The sequence below is a fragment of the Roseivivax halodurans JCM 10272 genome (assembly GCF_000521785.1).
GTDB lineage: Bacteria > Pseudomonadota > Alphaproteobacteria > Rhodobacterales > Rhodobacteraceae > Roseivivax > Roseivivax halodurans.
The window spans coordinates 91,439-115,591 of the sequence record NZ_JALZ01000004.1; the positions used below are offsets into that span (position 1 = coordinate 91,439).

At 67.8% G+C, this 24,153-nt stretch carries 20 protein-coding genes and 1 tRNA gene; 11 read left to right on the top strand and 10 right to left on the bottom strand.

The window, feature by feature from the left end; all coding sequences use genetic code 11:
* Positions 1-71: 71 nt before the first annotated feature.
* From OCH239_RS05525 to OCH239_RS05535, 3 genes are all read left to right on the top strand, one after another.
* Positions 72-2,036 (top strand): heme lyase CcmF/NrfE family subunit, encoded by a 1,965-nt coding sequence (locus tag OCH239_RS05525; RefSeq protein ID WP_037259961.1) that lies wholly within the window; start codon positions 72-74, stop codon positions 2,034-2,036.
* Entirely contained in the window at positions 2,033-2,503 is a 471-nt protein-coding gene (locus tag OCH239_RS05530; RefSeq protein ID WP_211241968.1) for a cytochrome c-type biogenesis protein, read from the top strand. Before OCH239_RS05525 ends, OCH239_RS05530 begins: the two co-directional genes overlap by 4 nt.
* A gap of 163 nt (positions 2,504-2,666) precedes the next feature.
* Positions 2,667-3,443, top strand: a complete 777-nt coding sequence (locus OCH239_RS05535; protein ID WP_037259727.1) for an enoyl-CoA hydratase-related protein — start codon at positions 2,667-2,669, stop codon at positions 3,441-3,443.
* Positions 3,444-3,522: 79 nt separating this feature from the next.
* Here the strand turns inward: OCH239_RS05535 and OCH239_RS05540 are convergent, their stop codons facing one another.
* Both OCH239_RS05540 and gltX read right to left on the bottom strand, forming a co-directional pair.
* Entirely contained in the window at positions 3,523-4,824 is a 1,302-nt protein-coding gene (locus tag OCH239_RS05540; protein ID WP_037259729.1) for a citrate synthase, read from the bottom strand.
* Positions 4,825-4,925: 101 nt separating this feature from the next.
* Positions 4,926-6,335, bottom strand: a complete 1,410-nt coding sequence (gene gltX / locus OCH239_RS05545; RefSeq protein ID WP_037259731.1) for a glutamate--tRNA ligase — start codon at positions 6,333-6,335, stop codon at positions 4,926-4,928.
* An 80-nt stretch (positions 6,336-6,415) separates the two neighbouring features.
* Between gltX and OCH239_RS05550 the strand changes: the two genes are divergently transcribed.
* The gene (locus tag OCH239_RS05550) at positions 6,416-8,497 is read left to right on the top strand and encodes a ComEC/Rec2 family competence protein (protein WP_037259733.1); all 2,082 of its coding nucleotides are present in this window, start codon (positions 6,416-6,418) and stop codon (positions 8,495-8,497) included.
* On the opposite strand, the gene lexA is transcribed toward OCH239_RS05550, so the two are convergent.
* The gene (gene lexA / locus OCH239_RS05555) at positions 8,491-9,186 is read right to left on the bottom strand and encodes a transcriptional repressor LexA (RefSeq protein ID WP_037259735.1); all 696 of its coding nucleotides are present in this window, start codon (positions 9,184-9,186) and stop codon (positions 8,491-8,493) included. The genes OCH239_RS05550 and lexA overlap by 7 nt on opposite strands.
* Positions 9,187-9,666: 480 nt before the next feature.
* On the opposite strand from lexA, the gene OCH239_RS05560 reads away from it, so the two are divergent.
* The 3 genes from OCH239_RS05560 (at position 9,667) to OCH239_RS05570 (ending at position 14,181) form a co-directional block, all read left to right on the top strand.
* Positions 9,667-10,755 (top strand): TRAP transporter substrate-binding protein, encoded by a 1,089-nt coding sequence (locus OCH239_RS05560; RefSeq protein WP_037259740.1) that lies wholly within the window; start codon positions 9,667-9,669, stop codon positions 10,753-10,755.
* 126 nt (positions 10,756-10,881) lie between these two features.
* A complete protein-coding gene (locus tag OCH239_RS05565) occupies positions 10,882-11,811 on the top strand; it encodes a TRAP transporter small permease subunit (RefSeq protein ID WP_037259742.1) in 930 nt (309 codons plus the stop codon).
* A gap of 18 nt (positions 11,812-11,829) precedes the next feature.
* Positions 11,830-14,181 carry a TRAP transporter large permease gene (locus OCH239_RS05570; protein ID WP_037259744.1) on the top strand — a complete coding sequence of 784 codons (2,352 nt, stop codon included), beginning with the start codon at positions 11,830-11,832 and terminating at the stop codon, positions 14,179-14,181.
* Positions 14,182-14,265: 84 nt separating this feature from the next.
* Here the strand turns inward: OCH239_RS05570 and OCH239_RS05575 are convergent, their stop codons facing one another.
* The 3 genes from OCH239_RS05575 to OCH239_RS05585 all read right to left on the bottom strand — a co-directional run bounded on the left by OCH239_RS05575 (position 14,266) and on the right by OCH239_RS05585 (position 16,153).
* Positions 14,266-15,078 (bottom strand): arginyltransferase, encoded by an 813-nt coding sequence (locus OCH239_RS05575; protein ID WP_037259746.1) that lies wholly within the window; start codon positions 15,076-15,078, stop codon positions 14,266-14,268.
* A gap of 112 nt (positions 15,079-15,190) precedes the next feature.
* The gene (locus OCH239_RS05580) at positions 15,191-15,646 is read right to left on the bottom strand and encodes an RDD family protein (protein WP_037259748.1); all 456 of its coding nucleotides are present in this window, start codon (positions 15,644-15,646) and stop codon (positions 15,191-15,193) included.
* A gap of 81 nt (positions 15,647-15,727) precedes the next feature.
* Positions 15,728-16,153 (bottom strand): DUF2852 domain-containing protein, encoded by a 426-nt coding sequence (locus tag OCH239_RS05585; protein WP_037259749.1) that lies wholly within the window; start codon positions 16,151-16,153, stop codon positions 15,728-15,730.
* A gap of 352 nt (positions 16,154-16,505) precedes the next feature.
* Here OCH239_RS05585 and dctP point away from each other — a divergent pair, with 352 nt between their 5' ends.
* The 4 genes from dctP (at position 16,506) to OCH239_RS05605 (ending at position 20,557) form a co-directional block, all read left to right on the top strand.
* The gene (dctP, locus tag OCH239_RS05590) at positions 16,506-17,603 is read left to right on the top strand and encodes a TRAP transporter substrate-binding protein DctP (RefSeq protein WP_037259751.1); all 1,098 of its coding nucleotides are present in this window, start codon (positions 16,506-16,508) and stop codon (positions 17,601-17,603) included.
* Positions 17,604-17,732: 129 nt separating this feature from the next.
* Complete coding sequence (locus OCH239_RS05595; protein WP_037259753.1) at positions 17,733-19,037, top strand: TRAP transporter small permease subunit; 1,305 nt, start codon at positions 17,733-17,735, stop codon at positions 19,035-19,037.
* A 3-nt stretch (positions 19,038-19,040) separates the two neighbouring features.
* Positions 19,041-20,399, top strand: coding sequence for a TRAP transporter large permease (locus OCH239_RS05600; RefSeq protein WP_037259755.1), 1,359 nt, complete (start codon positions 19,041-19,043; stop codon positions 20,397-20,399).
* Between the two features lie 82 nt (positions 20,400-20,481).
* Positions 20,482-20,557, top strand: a tRNA-Val gene (locus OCH239_RS05605).
* Positions 20,558-20,561: 4 nt separating this feature from the next.
* Here the strand turns inward: OCH239_RS05605 and OCH239_RS05610 are convergent.
* From OCH239_RS05610 to OCH239_RS23995, 4 genes are all read right to left on the bottom strand, one after another.
* Positions 20,562-22,304: a SulP family inorganic anion transporter gene (locus OCH239_RS05610; protein WP_037259757.1), complete on the bottom strand. Its 1,743-nt coding sequence runs from the start codon at positions 22,302-22,304 to the stop codon at positions 20,562-20,564.
* Between the two features lie 129 nt (positions 22,305-22,433).
* Positions 22,434-22,643 (bottom strand): YgaP family membrane protein, encoded by a 210-nt coding sequence (locus OCH239_RS05615; protein ID WP_037259759.1) that lies wholly within the window; start codon positions 22,641-22,643, stop codon positions 22,434-22,436.
* Between the two features lie 178 nt (positions 22,644-22,821).
* Positions 22,822-23,502 (bottom strand): Crp/Fnr family transcriptional regulator, encoded by a 681-nt coding sequence (locus tag OCH239_RS05620; protein ID WP_037259761.1) that lies wholly within the window; start codon positions 23,500-23,502, stop codon positions 22,822-22,824.
* Between the two features lie 246 nt (positions 23,503-23,748).
* The gene (locus tag OCH239_RS23995) at positions 23,749-24,153 is read right to left on the bottom strand and encodes a hypothetical protein (RefSeq protein ID WP_482822332.1); all 405 of its coding nucleotides are present in this window, start codon (positions 24,151-24,153) and stop codon (positions 23,749-23,751) included.

Below are 24,153 nucleotides of genomic sequence, written 5' to 3' on the forward strand. Positions count from 1 at the left end.
CCTGCGACATTGTGAAAGGGCAGGCCCGCGAGACGTTGGACGCGGGCCTGCCGCGCGATTATAAGCGAGGCATGATCACAGAGCTCGGCCACTTCGCCCTCATCCTCGCGTTCCTCGTCGCCATCGTGCAGATGGTCGTGCCGCTCGTCGGCGCGCACAAGCGCTGGCCGGGATGGATGGCCGTGGCCGAACCCGCGGCGACCTCGCAATTCCTGCTGACGGCGGCGGCCTTCGGGGCGCTGGTCCACGCCTTCGTGACCTCGGATTTCTCGCTCTCGGTGGTGGTGCAGAACTCGCATTCGGCCAAGCCGCTGCTCTACAAGATCACCGGCACCTGGGGGAACCACGAGGGCTCCATGCTGCTCTGGGTCCTGATCCTCACCCTTTTCGGGGCGATGGCGGCGTGGTTCGGCGGGCAGCTTCCGCCGACGCTCCGGGCGCGGGTGCTGGCGGTGCAATCGGCCATCGCGGTCGCGTTCTTCGCCTTCATCCTCTTCACCTCGAACCCCTTCGCGCGGCTCGCGGTGCCGCCCTTCGACGGGCAGGACCTCAACCCGCTGCTGCAGGACCCGGGTCTCGCCTTCCATCCGCCGTTCCTCTATCTCGGCTATGTCGGCCTCTCGATCTGCTTCTCCTTCGCGGTCGCCGCGCTGATCGAGGGGCGGGTGGACGCCGCCTGGGGCCGCTGGGTGCGCCCCTGGACGCTGGCCTCGTGGTCCTTCCTCACCATCGGCATCGGCCTCGGGTCCTGGTGGGCCTATTACGAGCTCGGCTGGGGCGGCTTCTGGTTCTGGGATCCGGTCGAGAACGCCTCCTTCATGCCCTGGCTCTTCGCCGCCGCGCTCCTGCATTCGGCCATCGTGGTGGAGAAGCGCGAGGCGCTGAAATCCTGGACGATGCTGCTCGCGATCCTCGCCTTCGGCTTCTCCCTGATCGGGACGTTCATCGTGCGCTCGGGCCTTCTGACGAGCGTGCACGCCTTCGCCAACGACCCCGAGCGGGGGGTCTTCATCCTCGCCATCCTCGTCGTGTTCACCGGCGGGGCGCTGACGCTCTTCGCCGCGCGGGCGAGCGCCATGCAGGCCAAGGGCGTCTTCGGAATCGTCAGCCGCGAGAGCGCCCTCGTCGCCAACAACATCCTCCTCGCAGTATCGTCCTTCGTGGTCTTCGTCGGGACGATGTGGCCGCTGCTGGCCGAGATGTTCTTCGACCGGAAGCTGTCGGTCGGCGCGCCGTTCTTCAACTTTGCCTTCACGCCCTTCATGATCGTGCTCGGGCTGATCCTGCCGCTCGGCTCCATGCTCGCATGGAAGCGCGGCAAGGTCGGCCGGACCGCCCGGACGCTGGCGCCGGCCTTCGGCCTCGCCGTCGCGCTCGCGGGGCTCGTCTGGGCGATGCAGACCGGCCGGTCGTTGATCGGACCGATCGGCGTCTTCCTCGGCACGTGGCTCGTCGCGGGCACGTTGACCGATCTCTGGAGCCGGACGGGCAAGAGCGGTTCGGTCGCGCGGCTCTTCCGCCTGCCGCGCGCCGATTGGGGCAAGACGGTCGCCCATGCGGGGCTCGGCATCACCATGCTCGGCGTCGCGGGCCTCACCGCGTGGGAGAGCGAGGACATCCGCGTCGCGCAGATCGGCGAGCGGTTCGAGGTCGGCGCCTTCGAGCTCGAGCTCGTGGACGTGCAGGAGGTGGAGGGCCCGAACTACTTCTCGACCATGGGTGAGGTGATCGTGCGACAGGGCGGCGATGAGATCGCGCGGCTCTTTCCCGAGAAGCGCAATTATCCCGTGGCACGCATGCCGACCACCGAGGCGGCGATCGACTACCGCTTCATGCGGGACCTCTACGTCGTGATCGGCGACGCGCAGGACAACGGCGGTTGGGTCATGCGCACCTATATCAAGCCGCTGGCGAACTGGATCTGGGCGGGCTGCATCATCATGGCCCTTGGCGGTGCCCTGTCGCTGAGCGACCGGCGCTTCCGCATCGCGACCGGCGAGAAGAAGACCGCCGCGCGGGCGGTGCCCGCGGAATGATCGGGACGATCCGCTCCGCCCTGGTCGCGCTCGTCCTGCTGATCGCGGGGGCGGCGGCGGCGGTCCAGCCCGACGAGGTGCTGGACGATCCCGCGCTCGAGACGCGCGCCCGCGAGATCAGCGCCGGGCTGCGCTGCCTCGTCTGCCAGAACGAGTCCATCGACGAGTCGAACGCCTCGCTCGCCCGCGACCTGCGCATCCTCGTGCGCGAACGTCTGGTCGAAGGCGACAGCAACGAGGAGGTCGTCGACTTCGTGGTCGACCGCTACGGCGAATTCGTCCTCCTGACCCCCACGCGCGACGGCTGGAACTGGCTTCTGTGGGCAGCGGGGCCGATCATGCTGCTGCTCGCGGGCGGCATCGGTGCCGCCTATCTGCGCGGCCGGTCCCGGGCGCCCGAACCCTCCGCGGCGGGGCTCTCGGCCGAGGAAGAGGCGCGCCTGCGACAGCTGCTCGAGGAGCGCTGATCCCGAAGGGGGCGCGTGGTCAGGCGGCAGAGCCTCCGGCGGGGATATTTTCGTCAGAAAGAAGCCGGCGCGCGCGGGGCGGCTCCGGCTCTGACGCCGCGTATGGCTTGGCGGTGAACGGGCGGGCATGTTTGATGCGGGCGATCCGCCAGAGGAGGCCCCCATGCACTACGAGACCATCGCATTCGACATCACCGGCGGCGTCGCCACGATCCGGCTGAACCGGCCGGACGTGATGAATGCGCTCAACACCCAGATGCGCGCCGAGATCGCCGATGCGGTGACCCGGGGCGGCCGCGAGGCGCGCGTCGTGGTGCTGACCGGCGAGGGGCGCGCCTTCTGCTCGGGCCAGGATCTCGGCGGCGGCGGGAACGCGGCGATGCTCGACATCGAGCGGACGCTCCGGGACGAATACGTGCCGATGCTGATGGCGATCGCCGAATGCCCCGTGCCGACGATCGCGGCGGTGAACGGCGCGGCGGCGGGGGCGGGGGCGAACCTCGCACTCGCGGCGGACGTGGTGATCGCAACCGAGAGCGCCGTCTTCACGCAGGCCTTCACCCGGATCGGGCTCATCCCCGATGCGGGCGGGACCTGGCTCCTGCCGCGGCAGGTGGGCATGGCCAAGGCGATGGGCGCCGCTCTCTTCGCCGAGAAGATCACCGCCGGGAAGGCCGAGCGCTGGGGCATGATCTGGGAGATGCTGCCGGACGCGGAGTTCGAAGCCGGCTGGCGCGCCCGCGCCGAACAGCTCGCGACAGGGCCGACCGCCGCCTATGCACGAGTGAAGGAGGCGATGCGCAGCTCGTTCGCAAACACGCTCGAGGAGCAGCTCGCCGTCGAGGCGCGTCTTCAGGGCGAATGCGGCAAGACGCGGGACTTCAAGGAAGGCGTGGTCGCGTTCCTCGAGAAGCGGCCGGCCCGCTACGAGGGGCGCTGAGCGTCGCCAGCGCCGAAGACACAAAGAGAAAGGCCCGCCGAGATACCGGCGGGCCTTTTGAGTTTCGAGCGGAGCCGCGTCAGCGGTTCTCGATATCCACGTAGTCGCGCTTCGTGGAGCCGAGATAGAGCTGGCGCGGGCGGCCGATCTTGTTCTGCGGATCGCCCAGCATCTCCTTCCACTGCGAGATCCAGCCGACGGTCCGGCCCACAGCGAAGATCGGCGTGAACATCGACATCGGGAACTGCATCGCCTCGAGGATGATGCCCGAGTAGAAGTCGACATTCGGGAAGAGCTTGCGGTCGACGAAATAGTCGTCGTCGAGCGCCTGCTTCTCGAGCTCCTTGGCCACCTGCAGCGTCGGGTTGTCCTCGATGCCGAGAAGGTCGAGCACCTCGTCGGCCGATTGCTTCATCACCTTCGCGCGCGGGTCGAAGTTCTTGTAGACCCGGTGGCCGAAGCCCATCAGGCGGAACGGATCGTCCTTGTCCTTGGCGCGGGCGAGGAATTCCGGGATCCGGTCGGGGGTGCCGATCTCCTGCAGCATCTGCAGGCACGCCTGGTTGGCGCCGCCATGCGCCGGACCCCAGAGGCAGGCGATGCCGGCCGCGATGCAGGCGAAGGGGTTCGCGCCCGAGGACGAGGCGAGGCGCACCGTCGAGGTGGAGGCGTTCTGCTCGTGATCGGCGTGCAGCGTGAAGATGCGGTCCATCGCACGGCTGAGGATCGGGTCGACCACGTATTCCTCGGCCGGCACGGCGAAGCACATGTGCAGGAAATTCGCCGCGTAATCGAGATCGTTGCGCGGATAGACGAAGGGCTGACCGACCGAATACTTGTAGGCCATCGCCGCGATCGTCGGCATCTTGGCGATCAGGCGGTGCGAGGCGATCTCGCGCTCGCGCGCGTCGTGGATGTTCGTCGAGTCGTGGTAGAACGCGGACATCGCGCCCACGACGCCCACCATCGTCGCCATCGGATGCGCATCCCTCCGGAAGCCCCGGAAGAAGTTGTGCATCTGCTCGTGGATCATCGTGTGACGGGTGATCGTGTTCTCGAAGTTCTCGAGCTGCTTGGTGGTCGGCAGCTCGCCGTAGAGCAGCAGGTAGCAGACCTCGAGGTAATGCGAGTTGCCGGCCAGCTGGTCGATCGGGTAGCCGCGATGGAGCAGCTCGCCCTTGTCGCCGTCGATGAAGGTGATGGTCGAGTCGCAGGAGGCGGTCGAGGTGTAGCCCGGATCGTACGTGAACACGCCCGCCTGCGCGTAGAGCTTGCGGATGTCGACGACTTCGGGACCGGCGGTCGGCGTGTACATCGGCAGGTCGTAGGACTGGCCGTCGATGCTCAGCGTTGCGGTTTTCGAGGTGGAGGAGTCGGCCATGGTCTTGGATCCCTTTCGTAAATCTGGGCGCGTAGGGCCAGGCCCCCGCGTCCATCCTGTCAAATCACCCGGCGGTGGGAAGGGACCGACCGAAAGGCGGATCAGCCTTCACCGCGAGCTGCCCGTTCGAGGCGCGCGATCGTTTCCTCGCGGCCCAGGACGAGCATCATGTCGAATACGCTCGGGGTCACCGTGCGACCTGCAAGCGCGGCCCGCAAGGGGCCAGCCATCTTTCCGAACTTGATGCCGTGCGTCTCGGCGAGCCGGGTCGCGGCAGCCTCCAATTCGTCACGCGTCCAGCTAGCATTTTGCAGCTGCGGCGTCAATTCTGACAGTATACCACGGGATACCGGATCCAGAGCCTTTTGCGCCTTCTCGTCAGGCTCGATCGGGTTATCGGCCAAAACGAAATGTGCCTTTTCAAGGAGTTCAGGGAGAGTCTTCGCGCGATCCTTCAGGCAGTACATGGCCCGGAGCAGACCGTCGCTTTGATCCGCCGAGAGCGGATTGCGTCCGGCAGCCGCAAGGAAGGCCTCGATCTCTTGCAGCAGCGCAGCATCCTTGGCCGCGGCGATGTGCTGGCCCGAGATGTTGTCGAGCTTCTTGAAGTCGAGCCGGGCCGGGGACTTGCCGATCCCGGTGATGTCGAACCATTCGAGCGCCTGCGCGTCGGTGAAGAACTCGTCGTCCCCGTGCGACCAGCCGAGCCGCGCGAGGTAGTTGCGCATGCCCGTCGCCGGATAGCCCATGACCTGGTATTCCTCGAGCCCGACCGCGCCGTGACGCTTCGACAGCTTCTTGCCGTCGGGGCCGTGGATCAGCGGGATATGGGCGTGCACCGGCACCGGCCAGCCCATCGCGCGGTAGATCTGCATCTGCCGCGCGGCGTTGTTGAGGTGGTCGTCGCCGCGGATCACGTGGGTGACTCCCATGTCGTGATCGTCGACCACCACCGCGAGCATGTAGACCGGCGTTCCGTCCGAGCGCAGCAGCACCATGTCGTCGAGCTGGTCGTTGCGGATCGTGACGTCGCCCTGCACCGCGTCCTCGATCACCGTCTCGCCCTCGAGCGGCGCCTTCAGGCGGATCACGTGGGGGGCATCGGGGTGCGTCTCGGGGGCGGCGTCGCGCCAGGGCGAGCGGAAGTTCGTGGACCGGCCGGCCGCTTTCGCCTCCTCGCGGAAGGCCTCGATCTCCTCCTGCGTCGAGAAGCACTTGTAGGCATGTCCCGCCTCGAGCATCGCCCGCGCGACCTCGGCGTGGCGCTCGGCGCCCGCGGCCTGGCTCACCACGTCGCCGTCATGGTCGAGGCCGAGCCACGCAAGCCCCTTGAGGATCGCGTCGGTCGCTTCCTGGGTCGAGCGCGCGCGGTCGGTGTCCTCGATCCGCAGCAGGAACTTTCCCCCGCGGCCGCGCGCGTAGAGCCAGTTGAAGAGGGCCGTCCGCGCCCCCCCGATATGCAGGAAGCCCGTCGGCGAGGGTGCGAAACGGGTGACGACGTCCTGGGTCATGCGGGAGATGTTAACCTTCTTCTAATCATGTGGCGGCAGATTGCCCGCACCCTTAGCGAGGGGGGCGGCAGGAGACAAGCATGGGCGGCCTTGCGCGCATCCTCGGCCTGAAGCGGCAGGACGGGCATCTTTTCCCGTGGGCGCCGGTGTGCCTCGGGACCGGCATCGGCCTCTACTTCGCGCTGCGCACCGAACCTGAGCCGTCGGTGCTGGCCGCTCTCGCGGTGGCCGCTCTGGCGGGGTTCGTTCTTGCGCTGCGCTTCGGTCCAGGGGCGCGTGCGGGACTGGTCGCGCTATCGCTGCTGGCCGCCGGTGTCGCGGTCGCCGGGGCGCGGGCGCATGCCGTCGCGGGCCCGGTGCTCGATTTCCGCTATTACGGACCGGTGGAGGGGCGGATCGTGGCGATCGACCGCTCCGCATCGGATGCAACGCGCCTGACGCTCGACCGCGTGCGGCTCGACCGGGTCGCACCGGACCGGACGCCGCACCGCGTCCGGGTCTCGCTCCACGGCGATCCGCCCCGGACCGATCCGGCGCCCGGCATGGTGGTGATGCTCACGGGGCATCTGGCCGGACCCGGCGGGCCGGCCGAGCCCGGCGGCTTCGACTTCCGCCGCCACGCCTGGTTCCTGTCGCTCGGCGCGGTGGGCTACACCCGCAACCCGGTGCTGGTGGTCGATCCGGGGGCAGGCGGCGTGCCCGTCGCCTCCGTCCGGCAGGCGCTCTCGGCGCGCGTGCAGGCGGCGCTGCCGGGCGAGACCGGCGGGTTCGGCGCGGCGATCCTCACCGGCGACCGCAGCGGCATCGGCGAGAGCACGACGTCGGCGCTGCGCGACACCAACCTCGCGCATCTCCTGGCGATCTCGGGGCTGCATATGGGCCTGCTCGCGGGGGTCGTCTTCGGCGCGCTGCGGCTCGCGCTCCTGCTGCCGCCCCGGATCGCGCTCTCCTGGCCGGTCAAGAAGATCGCCGCTGCCGGGGCGCTGGTCGCGGCGGCGGGATATCTCGCGCTCTCCGGCGCCAACGTGGCCACCGAGCGCGCCTTCGTGATGGTCGCGGTGGCGCTGACCGCGATCCTGCTCGACCGGCGGGCCTTGTCGCTGCGCTCGGTCGCGATCGCCGCGCTCATCGTCCTGGTCATGAGCCCGGAGGCGCTGACCGGGCCGGGCTTCCAGATGTCCTTCGCCGCCACCACGGCGCTTGTCGCCGTCTTCGGCGCCCTGCGGGGCGCACGGATCGAGGCGCGCGCGCCGCGCTGGCAGAAGGCCGTGCTTGCCCTCGTCCTCTCCTCGGCGGTCGCCGGGGCGGCCACCGCGCCGGTCGCACTTGCGCATTTCAACGCCTCCGCCCGCTATGGTCTTCTGGCGAACCTCCTCGCCGTGCCGCTCATGGGCAGCGTGGTGATGCCCGCAGGTGTCGCGGGCATCGCGCTCATGCCGCTCGGACTCGACGCGCCGGCCTTCTGGGTCATGGGGATCGGGCTCGACCTCATCCTCGCCATCGCGCACGGGATCGCGGCGTGGCCGGGCGCCGTCGGGCATGTGGTGGCGCCCCCGGCGGCCGTTCTGCCGCTGATCGCCGCCGGAGGGCTGATGCTCACGCTCTGGCAGGGGCGGGGGCGGTTTGCGGGCCTCGCTCCGGCGGCGCTTGCGATGCTGCTCTGGGTCTCGGCCGACCGGCCCGCGGTGCTGATCTCGGAGACCGGGGCGCTCGTCGGCGTCATGACCGAGGCGGGGCGCGCGCTCAGCCGCGACCGGGGCGAGGGCTTCGTCGCGGGGATCTGGCTCGAGAACGACGGCGACGGCGCGGGGCAGGAGGCGGCGGCGTCGCGCTGGCCCAGCACCTCCGCGCCCTGGCCCGTCATCGAGGTCGCGGGCCGGCGCATCCTGCATGTCCGCGGCAAGCGCGCGGTCGCGGCCTTTCCGGGCTGCACGCCGGGCGATATCGTGGTGACCGACGTTCCGCCGGCGCCGGACTTGACCTGCGAGGTCATCGGGCCGGACCTGTTGCGCCAATCGGGCGCGCTCGCCTATCGCGACGGGCCGGATGGGCTACGGATGATCTCGGCCCGGGAGGCGAGCGGAGACCGCCTCTGGAACCGCGCGGGACAAGGCCCGCGGCCGAAGCCGGCGCCCGCCCCGGACGTGATCGCGCGTCAGTAGGTGCGGATGAGGCCCACGAGCCGGCCCTGGACCTTGACCGAGCCGAGCGGCAGGACGCGGGGCTCGTAGGCCGGGTTCGCGGCCTCGAGGACGATCGTGTTGCCCTTGCGGCGGAACCGCTTGAGCGTCGCCTCGTATCCCTCGACCTGCGCGACGACGATATCGCCGTCGGACGCGTCCCCGGTCTCGCGGATGACGACGACGTCGCCGTCGTTGATCCCGGCATCGATCATCGAATCCCCGCGCACTTCGAGCGCGTAATGATGGCCCTGACCGGCGAGCATCTGCCCCGGCACCGCGATGCCCGGGGGATTGTCGTCGATGGCCTCGATCGGCCGGCCGGCGGCGATGCGGCCCATCACCGGAAGCTCGGTCGCGTGCAGCGCTTCGAGCGGCTGGGCGGTGGCGGGACGGCTGTCGGGGCGGCCGCCATCGACCACCCGCGGGCTAAAGCCCGTCGCCTCGCCGCCGAGGCTCTCGGGCAGCTTCACGATCTCGATCGCCCGGGCGCGGTGGGCGAGACGACGGATGAACCCCCGCTCCTCGAGCGCGGTGATCAGCCGGTGGATGCCCGACTTCGACCGCAGGTCCAGCGCCTCCTTCATCTCGTCGAAGGAGGGCGGTATCCCGTCGCGCGCCACGCGGCGGTTGATGAATTCCAGCAGATCGAGTTGTTTCCGGGTCAGCATCGCGCCCAAGCCTCATGATCGTTCTTTTACCGTGTTCTATGTCCGTTCATGTTTTGTGTCAATATCTTGTGGACGGAACCCGGACCTCGCGCGAACGACCGCCACATCATGGATAATGCGCTGGGACGCGAAGCGATTGTCGCAGCGCAAGAAAGCTTAGCGCCGGATCGGCAGAGGCTCTGGTGCGAGCCGTCACGCGCCGGCTCGGTCCGACGAGATATAGTGGCGGCTGTCCCTAACCTATGCCGTGCGGGGCCTCCCAGATTTGGTACCTAGGGGGCAAGATCGGCATATATATCGCCTCAGGTGTCACCGCACCACATTGAGGCCATGATGCCGCAAAATTACTTTTCGCTCCGAAAGCAATTTTTCTTTGTGCCGGGAACGAGCGCGGCTAACGTCGCGGACACTTCAACGATCCGCGCCGGGAGACATCGCCGAAAGGCGGGAGGGCGCAAGATGCCACAGGGAGGGTTACCCATGGATCGTCGTTCGTTTCTGAGAACATCCGCGCTCGGCGGCTCGGCCGCCGCCGCGACCACGCTCGCCGCGCCCGTCTATGCGCAGGGCAACCGCACGCTGACGCTCGTCACCACCTGGGGCAGGGGCCTCGCCGGTGTGCACGACGCCGCCCAGCGCGCCGCCGATACCATCACCGCGATGACCGACGGACAGATCAGCATCGACCTCAAGGCGGCGGGCGAGCTCGTCGGCGCCTTCGAGGTGTTCGACGCGGTCACCTCGGGCCAGGCGGACATGTATCACGGGGCCGACTACTACTTCGTGAACCAGCACCCGGCCTACGCCTTCTTCACCGCGGTGCCGTTCGGAATGACGGCGCAGGAGCTGGCCAACTGGTATTATCACGGCGGAGGGCAGGAGTTCCACGACGAGCTCGGCCAGATCTTCGGCCTGAAATCGTTCCTCGCGGGGAACACCGGCGCGCAGGCGGGCGGCTGGTTCGCCAAGGAGATCGCCAGCCCCGAGGATTTCAACGGCCTCAAGTTCCGCATGCCGGGCCTCGGCGGACAGGCTCTCGGGAAGCTCGGCGCGAGCGTGCAGAACATTCCCGGCGGCGAGGTCTACCAGGCGCTGTCCTCCGGCGCGATCGATGGCACCGAATGGATCGGCCCCTGGGCCGACGAGAAGGCCGGCTTCCAGGAGATCACCAAGATCTACTACACCGCCGGCTTCCACGAGCCGGGCGCGGGCCTCAGCCTCGCCACCAACCGCGAGGTCTTCGAGAGCCTCACGCCCGCACAGCAGAAGATCATCGAGATCGCCTCGGCCGAGGCGCATCAGTGGAACCTCGCGCAGTTCCTGACCGAGAACGGCGCGGCGCTGCAGCGCCTGCAGAGCTCGGGCGTGACCTTGCGCGAATTCCCCGACAGCGTCTGGGACGCCTTCGGCGACGCAAGTCAGCAGGTCCACGACGAGAACATGGGCGACGACATCTACAAGCGCATCCACGACAGCGCGATGGAATCGATGAAGTCCTCCGCGGCGTGGATCAAGACCTCGTCCGGCGCCTATACCGCGCAGCGCGACCGCGTGCTCGGCAACGCCTGATCGAAAAGGGCGGGCGGGGCGGAAATGCCCCGCGCGTCCCGGGCGGTCCGCGGGAGGGGATCGCCCGCACGGCATGCCGGCGCGGCCGGCCAATCGGATCATGCGGCGACGCGCGGAGAGTGAGACATGGACGAGGAGAGCGCCGCGGGCGGCTTCTGGCTCCTGGACGGCATCTGGTGGGTTCTGAAGAACATCGTGCTGGCCTTCTGGCACCTCGGGTACGCGATCACCCATCCCGGGCTCTGGCTGGACTGGTCGAACACCGAGGCGATCATGCGGGTCGTCTATTACGGCGGCTCGGTCGAGTTCTTCTTCGTCGTGTTCACGACCTTCCTCGTGATCGGCGCCGCGGGCCTCTGGTCGAACCGGTTCCTCTGGGGTGTCGTGCGCGCGCTCGAGGGTTTCGCCAACACGCTCGGGCGCCTCGTCGCCTGGGCGGGCCTTCTGATGGTGATCCAGCAGGTCGTGATCGTCTTCATGCAGCGCGTCTTCGCGCGACCCTCGATCTCGCTCGGCTTCGGCATTCCGGTCGAGTTCGACATCTCGTGGTGGTCCGAGGAGCTGAAGCTCTATAACGCCGCCATCGTCGCGCTCTGCCTGACCTACACTTTCGTGCAGCAGGGCCATGTGCGCGTCGATCTGATCTATTCCGCCGTGAGCTTCCGCACCAAGCGGGTCATCGACATGGTCGGCTCGGTCATCTTCATGATGCCGATGGCGGTGCTGATCTGGATGTATGCGTGGTTCTTCATGTGGCGCCATCTCATCGTGCCGAACCCCTCGGCGTCCGAGCCGCTCGACCGGCTGATGATGAAGGCCCGGGCGCTGCGCTGGAACGTCGAGACGATCGGCTTCTCGCCCAACGGCTTCTCGGCCTATTTCCTCTTCAAGATCCTCCTTGTCGTCATGACCGGGCTGATCTTCATCCACGCCTGGGCCTTCCTCTTCCGCTCGTATCTCGAATGGAAGGAAGGGCCCGAGAGCGAGGACAAGTATCTCGACAAGGACGTGCTCGATGCGCCGGATACCGGCGGTCACCAGCACGCCGAAATCTGACCGGCGGGGACGGGGACCATGCTTTTCGGACTGGATGGGGTCGAGATCGGGCTCATCATCGTTTTCGTGACCCTGTTCGCGGCGATCCTGTCGGGGTTCCCGGTGGCCTTCGCCATCGCGGGGGCGGGGATCATCTCCTTCGCCATCATCGCCGCGCTCGACAGCGCGGGCCTCTTGATCCACCAGGCCATCGACACCTCCTCCGAGGGCTACCGGGCGCTGGTGGCGGACGGCGTCCGCTCCGAGACGATCTCGATCTTCCGCTACCCCGACCTGCCGCGGGTCGGGCAGGCGCTTTTCGAGCAGGGCTGGCACACGGCGCTCGACCGCAACGTGTCCTTCATCACCAACCGCATCAACGAGAGGGTCCTCGCGGGCCCGTCCATCGAGACGCTGCTGGCGGTGCTGATGTTCGTTCTCATGGGCATCGTGCTCGAGCGCTCCAAGATCGCCAACGACCTCCTGACGACCATGGCGCGGGTCTTCGGACCGCTGCCGGGGGGGCTCGCGGTCTCCATCGTGGTGGTCGGCGCGTTCCTCGCCGCCTCGACCGGCATCGTCGGCGCGACGGTGGTGACGATGGGCCTGCTGGCGCTGCCGACGATGCTGCGGAACGGTTATTCTCCCGAACTCTCGACCGGCGTCATCGCCGCGTCGGGCACGCTCGGCCAGATCATCCCGCCCTCCATCGTGATCGTCCTCCTCGGCACGCTTGCGGGCGATCTCTATTCGGCGAGCCAGGAGACGCGGGCGCAGCTCGCCGGCTGTTCCGACGCGCTGACCTTCCTCGGAGAGCCCGCGGTCGTCTCGGTCGGCACGCTCTTCCAGGCGGCGCTCCTGCCGGGGATCCTGCTCGCCGTGCTCTACGCGGTCTACGCCTTCGTCTTCGCGCTGCTCAATCCGTCGAAGGCGCCTCCCGTCGAGGTCGGCGCGCCGAGCGGCGAGGTGATCACCCGCGGCGAAGGGCTGACGTGGTTCCTGCTCGTCCCGGCGGCGATCGTCGCGGGCGTCATGCTGGCGGGGCAGGTCAATATCGTCGGCTCGCAATCGCTGGCGGTCGACAGGTTCTCGGCCGCCGGCGAGACCGCGTCCCTGCGCACGACCGTCTCGGATGAATGCCGCGCTTCGATGATCGAGCTGCACGGCCAGCGGGCCTGGGACCGGGCCGTCGCCGAACAGGCCGCGATCGACGAGGCGGGCGGCGTGACCGCACAGGAGCGCCTGACCGACGAGGAGGTCGCCGAGGCGCGCATCGCCAAGTCCGAGAACGCCGCGCCCATCGGCACCGGCATCGCCACCTTCGCGGTGATCTTCGCGCTGGTCCTCGCCTTCGGGCGCGGCATGGCGCCGACCGCCGACCCGATGCCGCTCATCGGCGGCGCGGCGGGGGTGCTTCTGCTGCTGCTCGTCGACGTGATCTTCATCGGTCCGGCGACCTCACCCGCGGCGACCGTGCTGTGGATGGCCGTCCCGGCCGCCATCGCGATCTGGGGCTGCCGGCACGCGGCCGCCCGGATGGCGCGCAACGATCTCGTCCGGGTGATCTTTCCGCCGCTCGTGCTGATCGTCGCGGTGCTCGGCTCGATCCTCGGCGGCATCACCAACCCCACGCCCGCCGCGGCGCTCGGCGCGGCGGGCGCGATCATGCTCGCGGCCTATCGCAAGCTCCGCGAGGAGGGCCGCGATCCCTGGATCATCGCCTGGTCCACCTATGCGCTCGTCGCGATGCTGCTGATCGGGATCAATTTCGACGTAAGGATCAACATCTCGGGCGTCGGGCCGGTGACCTGGATCGCGTTCCTCGCCGCCTATGCCGCGTTCCTCTTCGCACTCTTCGGACTGCTCTACGCGTGCTGGGTGCTGCTACGGGCACGGGTACTGACGCCCGCGGTGCGCGAGACGGCGAAGGTCACCTCGATGGTCTTCACCATCCTCGTCGCCTCGCAGCTTCTGAACCTCGTGGTCATCTCCTTCGGCGGCGAGCATTACATCCAGCAGTTCCTCCAGAGCTTCGACAACGAGTTCAAGGTCTTCCTGATCGTCATGATCGTGCTCTTCGTGCTCGGCTTCGTGCTCGACTTCCTCGAGATCATCTACATCGTGGTGCCCATCGTCGGCCCGGTGATCTATGGCGGATCGTTCGATCCCAAATGGGTGACGATCATGATCGCGGTGAACCTGCAGACCTCGTTCCTGACCCCGCCCTTCGGCTTCGCGCTCTTCTACCTGCGCGGCGTCGCACCGGCCGAGGTCACGACGGGGCACATCTATCGCGGCGTGTTCCCCTTTGTCCTGATCCAGGTGCTGGGCCTCGTGATCCTGTGGTTCTTTCCGGGCATCGTGACCATCGTGCCGGACCTCATGCCCTGAGGTCCGGACGCGACCGGAAAGGGCGGAGCCTCCGGCGGGGATATTTATGTCAAGAAGAAGGAGGGGGCGCGTCGGGACGTGGTCTCAGCCGCGGGTGTCGGGGAGCGAGATGTTCGCGACCTGCTCGGCGATCGGGTCGGTCGAGAGCGGGTGCATCTCGGCCGAGTAATCGTCGCGCGGGGTCTTGCGAACCCATTGCCCGCCGCGGAAGATCTCGAGCCCTGTGAAGTTCGCCTTGTAGCCCATCTTGGGCGAGCCCGGCACCCAGTAGCCGAGATAGACATACGGCAGCCCCGCCTCGCGGGCGATGTCGACATGGTCGAGGATCATCCAGGTGCCGAGCGATTGCCGCGGCAGGTCCGGCTCGTAGAAGGAATAGACCATGGAGAGCCCGTCATCGAGCACATCGGTGAGGCAGACCGCGGTCAGATCGCCCTGCGCGCGGTCGAGATATTCGACGACGCGGGAGCGGATCGGGGTCTCCTCGATCATCGCGGCGAATTCGAAGACATCCATGTCGGCCATGCCGCCATCGGCGTGGCGGTGGTCGAGATAGCGGCGGAAGAGCGCATACTGGTCCTCGGTCGCCCAGGGGCTCGTCGCCCGGCGCTCGAGATGGGCGTTGCGCCTGATTGTGCGGCGCTGGCTCTTCGACGGCTCGAAATCGGCGACCGAGATCCGCGCCGAGAGGCACGCCGCGCAATCCGAGCAGGACGGCCGGTAGAGCACGTTCTGCGAGCGCCGGAAGCCCTGCTGCGAGAGAGAATCGTTCAGCCGCTGTGCCTGGTCGCCCTGCAATGCGGTGAACAGCTTCCGCTCCATCCGGCCCGGAAGGTACGGGCAGGGCTGCGGAGCCGTCACGTAGAATTGCGGCGCGAGCGGAAGAGAATGGCGCATCAGGACTCAGGTTTGCGGTTAAAGAAAACGTAACAACGCCGGCGCGCGTCGCCAAGTCCCCAAAGAGCCGTGAAGCCGCCGCATTCCTGACGTCTGCGGCGGCGCGGGGGGATCAGGCGCGGCGGTTGATCATCACGGTGCCGAGCGCGAGGTCTGTCAGACCCTGGCCGCGTTCGGTCACGCACATGAGGCCGGCCGAGCCGAGTTGCACGATCGCCGTCGTCATCGAGAGCGCGTAGCCGAGCGTGTGGAAGAAGGCCTGCGCGGGATCGAGCGGACGGCCATAGGCGTCGCGCAGCTCTATCGCCATCATGCGCATGCCCCAGGTGGCGGAGCCGTTCGCGATGGTGATCCAGCGGTAGAGGAATCCCACGACCAGCATCACCACCGGCAGCACGAAGAGCGCGAGGAAAGCGGTCAGGATCACCACCGGCACGACGAAGAGCGCAACGAGGATCACGTCGATCACCCAGGCCATCGCGCGCTTCGCGACGACGCCGTCGTAGAATTCGGGCTGGGTGACGGGGTCGGGCAGATGGCCGTGGTCGATCATCCGGGTCGCATACATGTCTCAAGGCTCCGTGTCAGCGGGCGGCAGGGAAAAAACGGGCAGGGGCCGCGGCTGGCGCGGCCCGTTGTGTCGCTTGCGTCAGGAGGATGTCTCGGCATCCGTGGCCGGGGGGCCGGCGCGGCGCGAGCGCTCTTCCATGAACTGGTCGAATTCCGCCTTGTCGCGGGCATCGCGCAGACGCTTGAGGAACGCCTCGAACCCGTCCTGCTCTTCCTCGAGCCGGCGCAGCGTCTCGGCCTTGTAGGCGTCGAAGGCGGCGTTGCCTGAGGATCTCATGGTGCGGAAGCCCTGGGGCATCCGGGCGGTGCGGGACTTGCGGCAGGACATCATGCGTTTGCTCCAGATCATGTAGAACAGAAGGGCGAGGCCCACGGGCCAGAAGAACACGAAGCCCAGAACCATGGCGGCGAGCCAGGCAACCTTGCCCTTGTCGTCGAGCCAGGCTTCCGCGCGGGCGAACCAGCCGGCGGTCGCAGGCAGCGTGGACGGGGTGGCGGTGGTCATGTCGATCTCCGGTGTTGGCGTTTGACTGATGTGAATGTCTTTCACATGCCTTAGATCGGGATCGTAAAGTCGCCCTTCAAGATCTCATGTGAAAGTTTTTTACATCGAAGCCGTGCGCCCCGGCGGTGTCGGCTCGGCAGTTCACCGGCGAGGTTTGCGCTGGCGCAACCCCGCACTTGCTTCATGCCGCGCGCGCGGTAGGGTGATCCCGGAAGGGTCGGCGCCGCATGCTACCGCAACGGGGTTGACGCAACGTCGCCCTTTGCGTTCGATAAGGCGGGGGCGCCTGGCGGAGGGGAGACCGCCATGCCCCCGGTCAACAAACAAAAAATGGACCCAAGGGAGGACGATCATGACACGGACGACCAATCGCCGGGGCGCGCTGCGCACCCTGGCCGGAGCCGGTGCGGCCACGCTCGCGGCACCCCATATCGCCGGCGCGCAGGCGAACGGAACAACCTGGAAGATCCAGACCTCGTGGCCCGGCGGCGCGGGCCTGCAGATCTTCAAGGACTGGTGCGCCTCGATCCAGGAGAAGACGGACGGAGAGCTCAGCTTCCAGGCCTTCGGCGCCAATGACGTCGTGGGAGACTTCCAGCTCTTCGACGCGGTCAAGAACGGCGTGCTCGACGCGGTGAACCCGTTCACCATCTACGCGCAGGGCATCATTCCGGCCGCGACGTTCCTCACCTCGATCCCGCTCGGCCTGCGCCAGCCTTCCGAATTCGACACCTTCTATTACGGCCTCGGCGGTCTCGACATCGCGCGCGAGCTCTACGCCGCGCAGGGCATGTATTTCGTCGGCCCGGTGCACCACGACGCCAACATCATCCACTCCAAGGTGCCGATCCGCTCGATCGATGACTTTGCGGGCCGCAAGATGCGCCTGCCGGGCGGCATGGTCGCGGACGTCTTCTCCGAGATCGGCGCCGAGACCACCGTCCTGCCGGGCTCCGAGATCTTCCCGGCGCTCGAGAAGGGCACGATCGACGTGGCCGACTACGTGGGCCCGGCGGTGAACTACGCGCTCGGCTTCAGCCAGGTGACCGATTACATCGTCATGGGCCCTCCGGGCTTCATGTCGCTCTACCAGCCGGTCGACATCATGGACATCACCGTGGGCCAAGCCGCCTGGGACAATCTCAGCCCCAAGATGAAGCAGTTCGTCGAGATGGAGACGCATGTCTATTCCGACATGCACTACGCCGCGATCCAGGCCGCCGACCAGGAAGCCTGGGCCAAGTTCGAGGCGGACGGCACCGAGGTCACGCGCCTCACGCAGGACGACGTGGACCTCATGACCGAGGTCGCCGTGCCGATCTGGTTCGATTACGCCAACCGCGATCCGAACGCGGCGCGCGTCTTCAAGATCCAGCTCGACTACATGCAGTCGGGCTCGCTCGGCTATGTCGATCCGGCCCTGACCGAAGGGCTCGAGCTCAAGATCTGATCCCCCTGGCGCCGGGCGCGATCGTCGCCCGGCCCGCATGTCACTCGGCGTGTCCGGCGGGGGCACGCCGCCGCGCGCGACGCGTCAAGAAAGATCGCCCCGCAGACGGGGCCAAGGGACGGGGACACCATGCCCGACATAAGTTACACGCTGCCGCACTGGCTTTACTGGGTGGGGCTGATCGTCTTTCCGCTCATCGCCATGACGCTCGCCCGCCGCCCCAAGGTGGAGGACAAGCGGTATTCCATGGCGCTCGGCTACATGATCCTCGTGACCGGGGGCATGCTCGGGCTGCACCGCTTCTACCTGCGCAATCTCTGGGGCTTCGTCTTCATCCCCGTCTTCCTCGTGATCCTCTTCGCCAACGGGCAGGGGCAGGAGGCGCGCACCGAAGTGTCGGACCTCGCCAACCGGGTGCGCGTCGCCGAGAGCAGCCTCGCGCGCGAGGAGCCGCGGGTCGCGGAGGCGCAGGCCGAGATCGCGCGCTACCGGCAGGACCTGGCGGAGGCCGAGGAGGGCAGCTTCGCCCAGAAATCGGCGCAGCGCCGGCTCGACCGCGCCGAGACCACGATCCAGCGCGGCGAGCAGCGCGTGGACGAGGCCCGCGCAACGCTGGACGAGATGCAGGTCCCGCTCGAGGCCGCGCGTGCGGACCGGCTGCGTTGGAGCAATACCGGCAAATGGGCCTTCTACGTGCTGCTCGTCATGATGGCGCTCGACGCGGTGCTGATGAAGCGGCTCGTGAAGCGCGCCAACCGCACCATCACTCCGGAGGAAGAGAGCGCCGCGGAGCGCGCCCTCGCGGAGGCCGGCGTGACCGAGACCAAGCCCGACGCGGCCTGGGCCACCAACCGGATCGACCGGCTGTCGCTCCTCTGCGGCGAATTCGTCGCCTACTGGGCGGTGATCGCGGTCTTCGTCTACTATTTCGAGGTGATCTCGCGCTACGTCTTCAACGCGCCCTCCAACTGGGCGCACGAGGCGATGTACCTGATGTTCGGGATGCAGTACCTCATCGCCGGCGCCTACGCGATGCTGACCGAGCAGCATGTCCGCGTCGACATCTTCTACGCCACCTGGAGCCGCGAGCGGCAGGCCTGGGTCGATCTTCTGACCTCGGTGTTCTTCTTCATCTTCGCGGGCACGCTGCTGGTGACGTCGTGGATCTTCGCCATGGACGCGCTTGCGGTGCCGACGGGCAACGGGCTCCTCAGCCAATGGGCGCGGGGCGCGATCCCCACGACCGAGATGCTGGCGAGATGGGACTGGTCGCAATGGACCGATCCGAACGTGCGCTGGGGCGAGCTCAGCTTCAACGAATGGGAGGTGCCGCTCTGGCCCATGAAATGGGTCATGGTGATCGGCGGACTGCTCCTCGTCCTGCAGGGGATCTCGAAGCTCCTCAAGGACATCACCGCGATCCGGGAGGCGTAAGTCATGGGTCTCGAGATCGAAATCGGGTGGCTCACCCTGATCATGTTCGGCTCGCTGCTGGCGCTCCTGATGATGGGCCTGCCGCTGGCCTTCGTCACCGGCGGCCTCGCCTGCGTGTTCCTCTTCATCCTGGGTGACGCGCAGGCGCTCAACATCGTGCCGAGCCGCATCTTCCCGCTGATGACCAACTACCAGCTGTCGGCGATCCCGCTCTTCATCTTCATGGCGGCGATGCTCGAGAGGGCGGGCATCATCAACGACATGTTCGACGTGATCTACAAGGTGCTGGGGGGCCTTAAGGGCGGCCTCGCGGCGGCGACGATCCTCGCCTCGACGGTGCTCGCCGCGATGGTCGGCGTGATCGGCGCGGCGGTCGTGACGATGGGGATCATCGCGCTGCCGGCGATGCTGGCGCGCGATTACGATCCCAAGATCGCCATGGGCTCGATCATGGCGGGCGGCACGCTCGGCATCCTGATCCCGCCGTCGATCCTCGCCATCATCTACGCGGTGGTGGCCGAGCAATCGGTGGGCGAGCTCTTCATCGGCGCGGTGTTCCCGGGACTGCTCCTGTCGGGGATGTACATCCTCTACGTGGTGGGCCTGAGCTACATCAACCCCAAGCTCGGACCCCCGATCCCGCATGCCGAGCGCATCTCGACCGCCGAGAAGATCCAGCTGCTCTCGAAGATGGCGGCGCCCATCGTGCTCATCATCGTCGTGCTCGGCGTGATCTTCTCGGGCGTCGCGACGCCGGTCGAAGCGGCGGGCATCGGGACCTTCGGCGCCTTCATCGTCGCGGCGATCCACCGCAAGCTCGACTGGCAGACGATCCGCGAGGCGTGTCTGACGACGCTCAAGGCGTCGGCCATGGTGATCTGGATCATGTTCGGCGCGACGATCTTCGTCGGCCTCTACGTGCTCGAGGGCGGGCAGCAATTCGTCAATGACGCGCTCGCCGCGACGGGCCTCGGGCCCTGGGGCATCCTCATCCTCATGCAGATCCTGCTCGTGGTGCTCGGGATGTTCCTCGACTGGGTCGGCATTCTGCTCCTGTGCGTTCCGATCTTCGTGCCGATCGTGAAGGGGCTCGGCGCCGCCGCTTTCGGCCTCAGCGATCCCAACGACCTCGTGCTGTGGTTCGGCGTGCTCTATCTCGTGAACATGCAGATGAGCTTCCTGTCGCCGCCCTTCGGCTACGCGCTCTTCTACCTCCGCGGCGTCGCACCGCCCGAGATCCCGATGGGCGACATCTTCAAGGCGGCGCTGCCCTTCCTCGCCCTTCAGATCCTGGGCCTCGTCCTCTGCATGGTCTTCCCCGAGATCATCATCTGGCTCCCGGGCCTCGTCTACGGGCCCTGACGTCACCCGCGCCCGCCGCAGCCGGCGGGCGCGATCCCTCTTGAAGCACGCCGGGTGCCGCATTACACGAGGCCTGCCCGGAGGGTCGTTAGCTCAGCTGGTAGAGCGTCTCGTTTACACCGAGAATGTCGGCGGTTCGAATCCGTCACGACCCACCATCTCTCACTCCGCTGCAGCGCCGCGCTCCGCTTCGGCCCGGGCCAGGGCCCTCCACGCATCGTATTGCGACAGGAACACCCGGCCGGTGAGGTCCTGCAGGAAATGGCATGTCTTGAGACGGTCCATGACCGGCCCCTTCACCTCCGACAGGTGCAGCTCGATCCCCATGTCGCCGAGACGCCTATTGGTCTCCTCGAGGCTCTCGAGCGCCGAGAAGTCGATCTCGTTCACCGCCGAGCACATCAGCACCACGTGGCGCAGCTCCTCGGTCTCGGCGGCGCGGGCGAGGATCAGGTCCTCGAGAAAGCGCGCGTTCACGAAATAGAGGCTCTCGTCGATGCGCAGGGTCACCACCGAGGGGTCGGTCGTCACGTCGTGGCGGTTGATGTTGCGGAAGTGATGCGTGCCGGGGACGAGGCCGACCTCGGCCACATGCGGCCGCGACGTCTTGAAGAGGTGCAGCGCGATCGACAGCACCACGCCGGAGGCGACGCCGATCTCGACGCCCAGCGCCAGCGTCAGCAGGATTGTCGCGGCCACGGCGGCGAAATCGCCCCGCGAATAGGTCCAGGTGCGCTTGAGTATGCCGAAATCGACGAGGCTCAGGACCGCGACGACGATGGTCGCGGCCAGCGTCGCGTTGGGCAGGTAGTAGACGAGCGGGGTGAGCGCGACCGCGGCGATGGCAAGCCCGGCGGCGGTGAAGGCGCCCGCGGCCGGGGTCTCGGCGCCGGCATCGAAGTTCACCACCGAGCGCGAGAATCCTCCCGTCACCGGGTAGCCCCCGGTGAAGGCCGCGCCGAGATTGGCGGCGCCGAGGCCGATCAGCTCCTGATCGGGATCGATGCGCTGGCGCTTCTTGGCGGCAAGGGTTTGCGCAACCGAGATGGATTCGACGAAACCGATGATCGAGATCAGCACCGCGGGCAGGGCGAGTTGCCGGAGGTGCTCGGGCGAGAGGCCCGGCATCGTGAGCGGCGGCAGCGATTGCGGCACCTCACCGACGATCGCGACGCCCGCCGCGCCCAGATCCAGCAGCCATACGACAAGCGTGGTGACGACGACCGCCGCCACCGGGCCGGCCTTGGCGCCGATATCGGCGAGGAGCGGCGAGGCCCCCATGCGCAGCAACAGCGGCTTCAGACCCTTGCGCACCCAGAAGAGGAATGCGGTGGCGCCGCCGCCGATGGCGACAGTGATCCAGCTGATCTCACCGAGATGGCTCAGAATCCCATGCACCATCTCGATCAGCGTGTGCCCGCCCGCCTCGATCCCGAGAAGGTGCTTCACCTGCGAGGTCGCGATCAGGATGCCCGAGGCGGTGATGAACCCGGCGATCACCGGGTGGCTCAGGAAATTGGCCAGAAAGCCGAGCCGGAACACCCCGAGCGCCAGCAAGAACGCCCCCGAGAGGCCCGCGAGCGTCAAGGCCGCGACGGCGTAGCCTGCCGTGCCCTGCTCCGCGACCTCTCCGATGGCCGAGGCGGTCAGCAGCGAGACGACGGCGACGGGCCCGACGGCCAGCGCGCGCGACGTGCCGAAGATCGCGTAGAGCAGGATCGGCGCGATCGAGGCATAGATGCCCGCCTCGGGCGGCAGGCCCGCCAGAAGGGCATAGGCCAGCGATTGCGGGATCAGCATGATCGTCACGATCACCGCCGCGACGAGATCGCTCGTCAGCGCCGCGGAATCGTAGCTTCGGCCCCAGTCGAGGATCGGCAGGTAGCGGCGGAGGGAAGAGGTCATTCGGGGCATCTTGTGGTCTTTGAATTCATCGCTGCGCCGGGGTCCCGGCGCAGCGTCGTCACGTGGCGGATTCCGGCGCACGGCGTCATCGCGTAGGCGACGCCGTCTCCCCGGACGGTCTCCGCTCCGTCACGAGAGCTTGCACGTCCGGATGCCGAGAAGGCCATAGGCGGGACAATTGCCGACAAGCGCCGTGAGGCCAAGGACCAGGGCCACGGCAATGGCGATCCAGTGCAGCGCGCCCGCGGCGGCGAATGCCGTGCCGAAGGCGATCCAGAGCAGGATGGCGGCGAGCGCGAGGCGCCCGACGCGATCGAGAGTTCCCATGTTGCGAGTCATGACTTTCCTCCAAAGGACCCGGTGATGAGCCGTTCTCGCACGTCGCCCCCCCGGACGGACGGTGACTTCGTCACAGAGCGCTGGAGGCCGACGCAAAAAAAAATGGCGCCGGAGCGGATCCGGCCCGTCCAGTCTAGGGACGCCGGACGCGTGCGCCTTGATCTGGCGCAGGCGGGACTCAGCGCTCTCCGGCCGAACGGGCGAGCCGTTCGAGGCCCTCGCGGCCGCTAAGCCGCACCTCGCCGCGCGCCTGCTCGATCCAGCCGCGGCGGTGGAACTCCGACAGCGTGCGGCTGATGACCTCGCGGGCGGTGCCAAGCTCGCTGGCGAGATGCGCATGGGTCGCGTGCACGACGCCCGCCGCGTCGGCGAGCTCCAGCAGCCGCGCGGCCAGCCGGACGTCCATACGCTGGAACACGATGTCGTCGATCAGGGTGAAGAGATCGGTGATCCGCCGCGAATAGGCGGTGAAGACAAAGCGCCGGAAGATCGGCGACCGCGCCACCATCGCATCGAAGGTCGCGCGCGGGATGGCGACGGCGCGCACGTCGGTCTCGGCGATGCCGTCGGCGGCGTAATCCTCGAAGGCCAGCATGCAGGCGGTGGTCAGAACGCAGCTTTCCCCGGCATGCACCCGGTAGAGAAAGACCTCGCGCCCGGTCTCCGACTTCTGCTGCACGCGGACGGTCCCCTCGAGCAGCAGGAGCAGGTTGTCTGCTGATTGCCCCGGCGCGAAGATCTGCGTTCCTTCCGGCACCTCCACCACCTGGCTGCCGGCGATCAGATCGCGGCGGATGTCGCCGGGGAGCCGACGCAGCCCGTCGAAGCGGTCGATCCAGTCGCTGGTGGTCTCTTCCATGACGCGAGGCTCCCATGCCGCCCGGAGGTAGCGCCATATGAACAGGGTTCGGGATGCGATGGCCACCCCGCGCCGCCCCGGGTGGGGAGCCGGGGTCACGACCCTCTCGCCTCGTGATGACGACGGACTTGATAGTCACGCGCGTATAAGTACGTCACTGCGGGCGGCCAGAGCACGGCGCGCAGGCACGACACACGGACGGAACGGGGCGAGATGTCTAAAGAAACTGGCGAAACGTCGGCGGGATCACCGCTGTCCTTCGACACGGATCGCGGTGCGTCCCGTTCGTTCTGGATCGCGCTCGTGATCCTCGTGGTGGTCATCGGCTGGATGGCGAGCGGCTTCGTGCTGCCCGCCGAGGACCCCGCGCCCGAAGCGGCCGAAGCGACCGAGGCCGCGCCCCCCGCCGTGCTCGTGCGGCAATCGACTGCCGAACCCGTGACGCTGACCTTCGGCGCCGAAGGCCAGGCGCTGCCCGAGCGGGACACGACCGTGCGCGCCGAGGCGTCGGGCACGGTCGAGGCGCTGCCCGTCCGCAAGGGCGTCTCGGTGACCCGCGGCGAGACGCTCGCGCGGCTCTCCTCGGCCGAGGCGGACGCCGCTCTCGCCCAGGCGCAGGAGGAGCGCGCGCGCCCAGCGCGAATTCGACAA

Excerpts from the sequence above, each read along its gene's own strand:
- OCH239_RS05525 (WP_037259961.1), top strand. The coding sequence starts at position 72 with ATGATCACAGAGCTCGGCCACTTCGCCCTCATCCTCGCGTTCCTCGTC.
- OCH239_RS05530 (WP_211241968.1), top strand. The coding sequence starts at position 2,033 with ATGATCGGGACGATCCGCTCCGCCCTGGTCGCGCTCGTCCTGCTGATC.
- OCH239_RS05535 (WP_037259727.1), top strand. The coding sequence starts at position 2,667 with ATGCACTACGAGACCATCGCATTCGACATCACCGGCGGCGTCGCCACG.
- OCH239_RS05540 (WP_037259729.1), bottom strand. The coding sequence starts at position 4,824 with ATGGCCGACTCCTCCACCTCGAAAACCGCAACGCTGAGCATCGACGGC.
- gltX (WP_037259731.1), bottom strand. The coding sequence starts at position 6,335 with ATGACCCAGGACGTCGTCACCCGTTTCGCACCCTCGCCGACGGGCTTC.
- OCH239_RS05550 (WP_037259733.1), top strand. The coding sequence starts at position 6,416 with ATGGGCGGCCTTGCGCGCATCCTCGGCCTGAAGCGGCAGGACGGGCAT.
- lexA (WP_037259735.1), bottom strand. The coding sequence starts at position 9,186 with ATGCTGACCCGGAAACAACTCGATCTGCTGGAATTCATCAACCGCCGC.
- OCH239_RS05560 (WP_037259740.1), top strand. The coding sequence starts at position 9,667 with ATGGATCGTCGTTCGTTTCTGAGAACATCCGCGCTCGGCGGCTCGGCC.
- OCH239_RS05565 (WP_037259742.1), top strand. The coding sequence starts at position 10,882 with ATGGACGAGGAGAGCGCCGCGGGCGGCTTCTGGCTCCTGGACGGCATC.
- OCH239_RS05570 (WP_037259744.1), top strand. The coding sequence starts at position 11,830 with ATGCTTTTCGGACTGGATGGGGTCGAGATCGGGCTCATCATCGTTTTC.
- OCH239_RS05575 (WP_037259746.1), bottom strand. The coding sequence starts at position 15,078 with ATGCGCCATTCTCTTCCGCTCGCGCCGCAATTCTACGTGACGGCTCCG.
- OCH239_RS05580 (WP_037259748.1), bottom strand. The coding sequence starts at position 15,646 with ATGTATGCGACCCGGATGATCGACCACGGCCATCTGCCCGACCCCGTC.
- OCH239_RS05585 (WP_037259749.1), bottom strand. The coding sequence starts at position 16,153 with ATGACCACCGCCACCCCGTCCACGCTGCCTGCGACCGCCGGCTGGTTC.
- dctP (WP_037259751.1), top strand. The coding sequence starts at position 16,506 with ATGACACGGACGACCAATCGCCGGGGCGCGCTGCGCACCCTGGCCGGA.
- OCH239_RS05595 (WP_037259753.1), top strand. The coding sequence starts at position 17,733 with ATGCCCGACATAAGTTACACGCTGCCGCACTGGCTTTACTGGGTGGGG.
- OCH239_RS05600 (WP_037259755.1), top strand. The coding sequence starts at position 19,041 with ATGGGTCTCGAGATCGAAATCGGGTGGCTCACCCTGATCATGTTCGGC.
- OCH239_RS05610 (WP_037259757.1), bottom strand. The coding sequence starts at position 22,304 with ATGACCTCTTCCCTCCGCCGCTACCTGCCGATCCTCGACTGGGGCCGA.
- OCH239_RS05615 (WP_037259759.1), bottom strand. The coding sequence starts at position 22,643 with ATGACTCGCAACATGGGAACTCTCGATCGCGTCGGGCGCCTCGCGCTC.
- OCH239_RS05620 (WP_037259761.1), bottom strand. The coding sequence starts at position 23,502 with ATGGAAGAGACCACCAGCGACTGGATCGACCGCTTCGACGGGCTGCGT.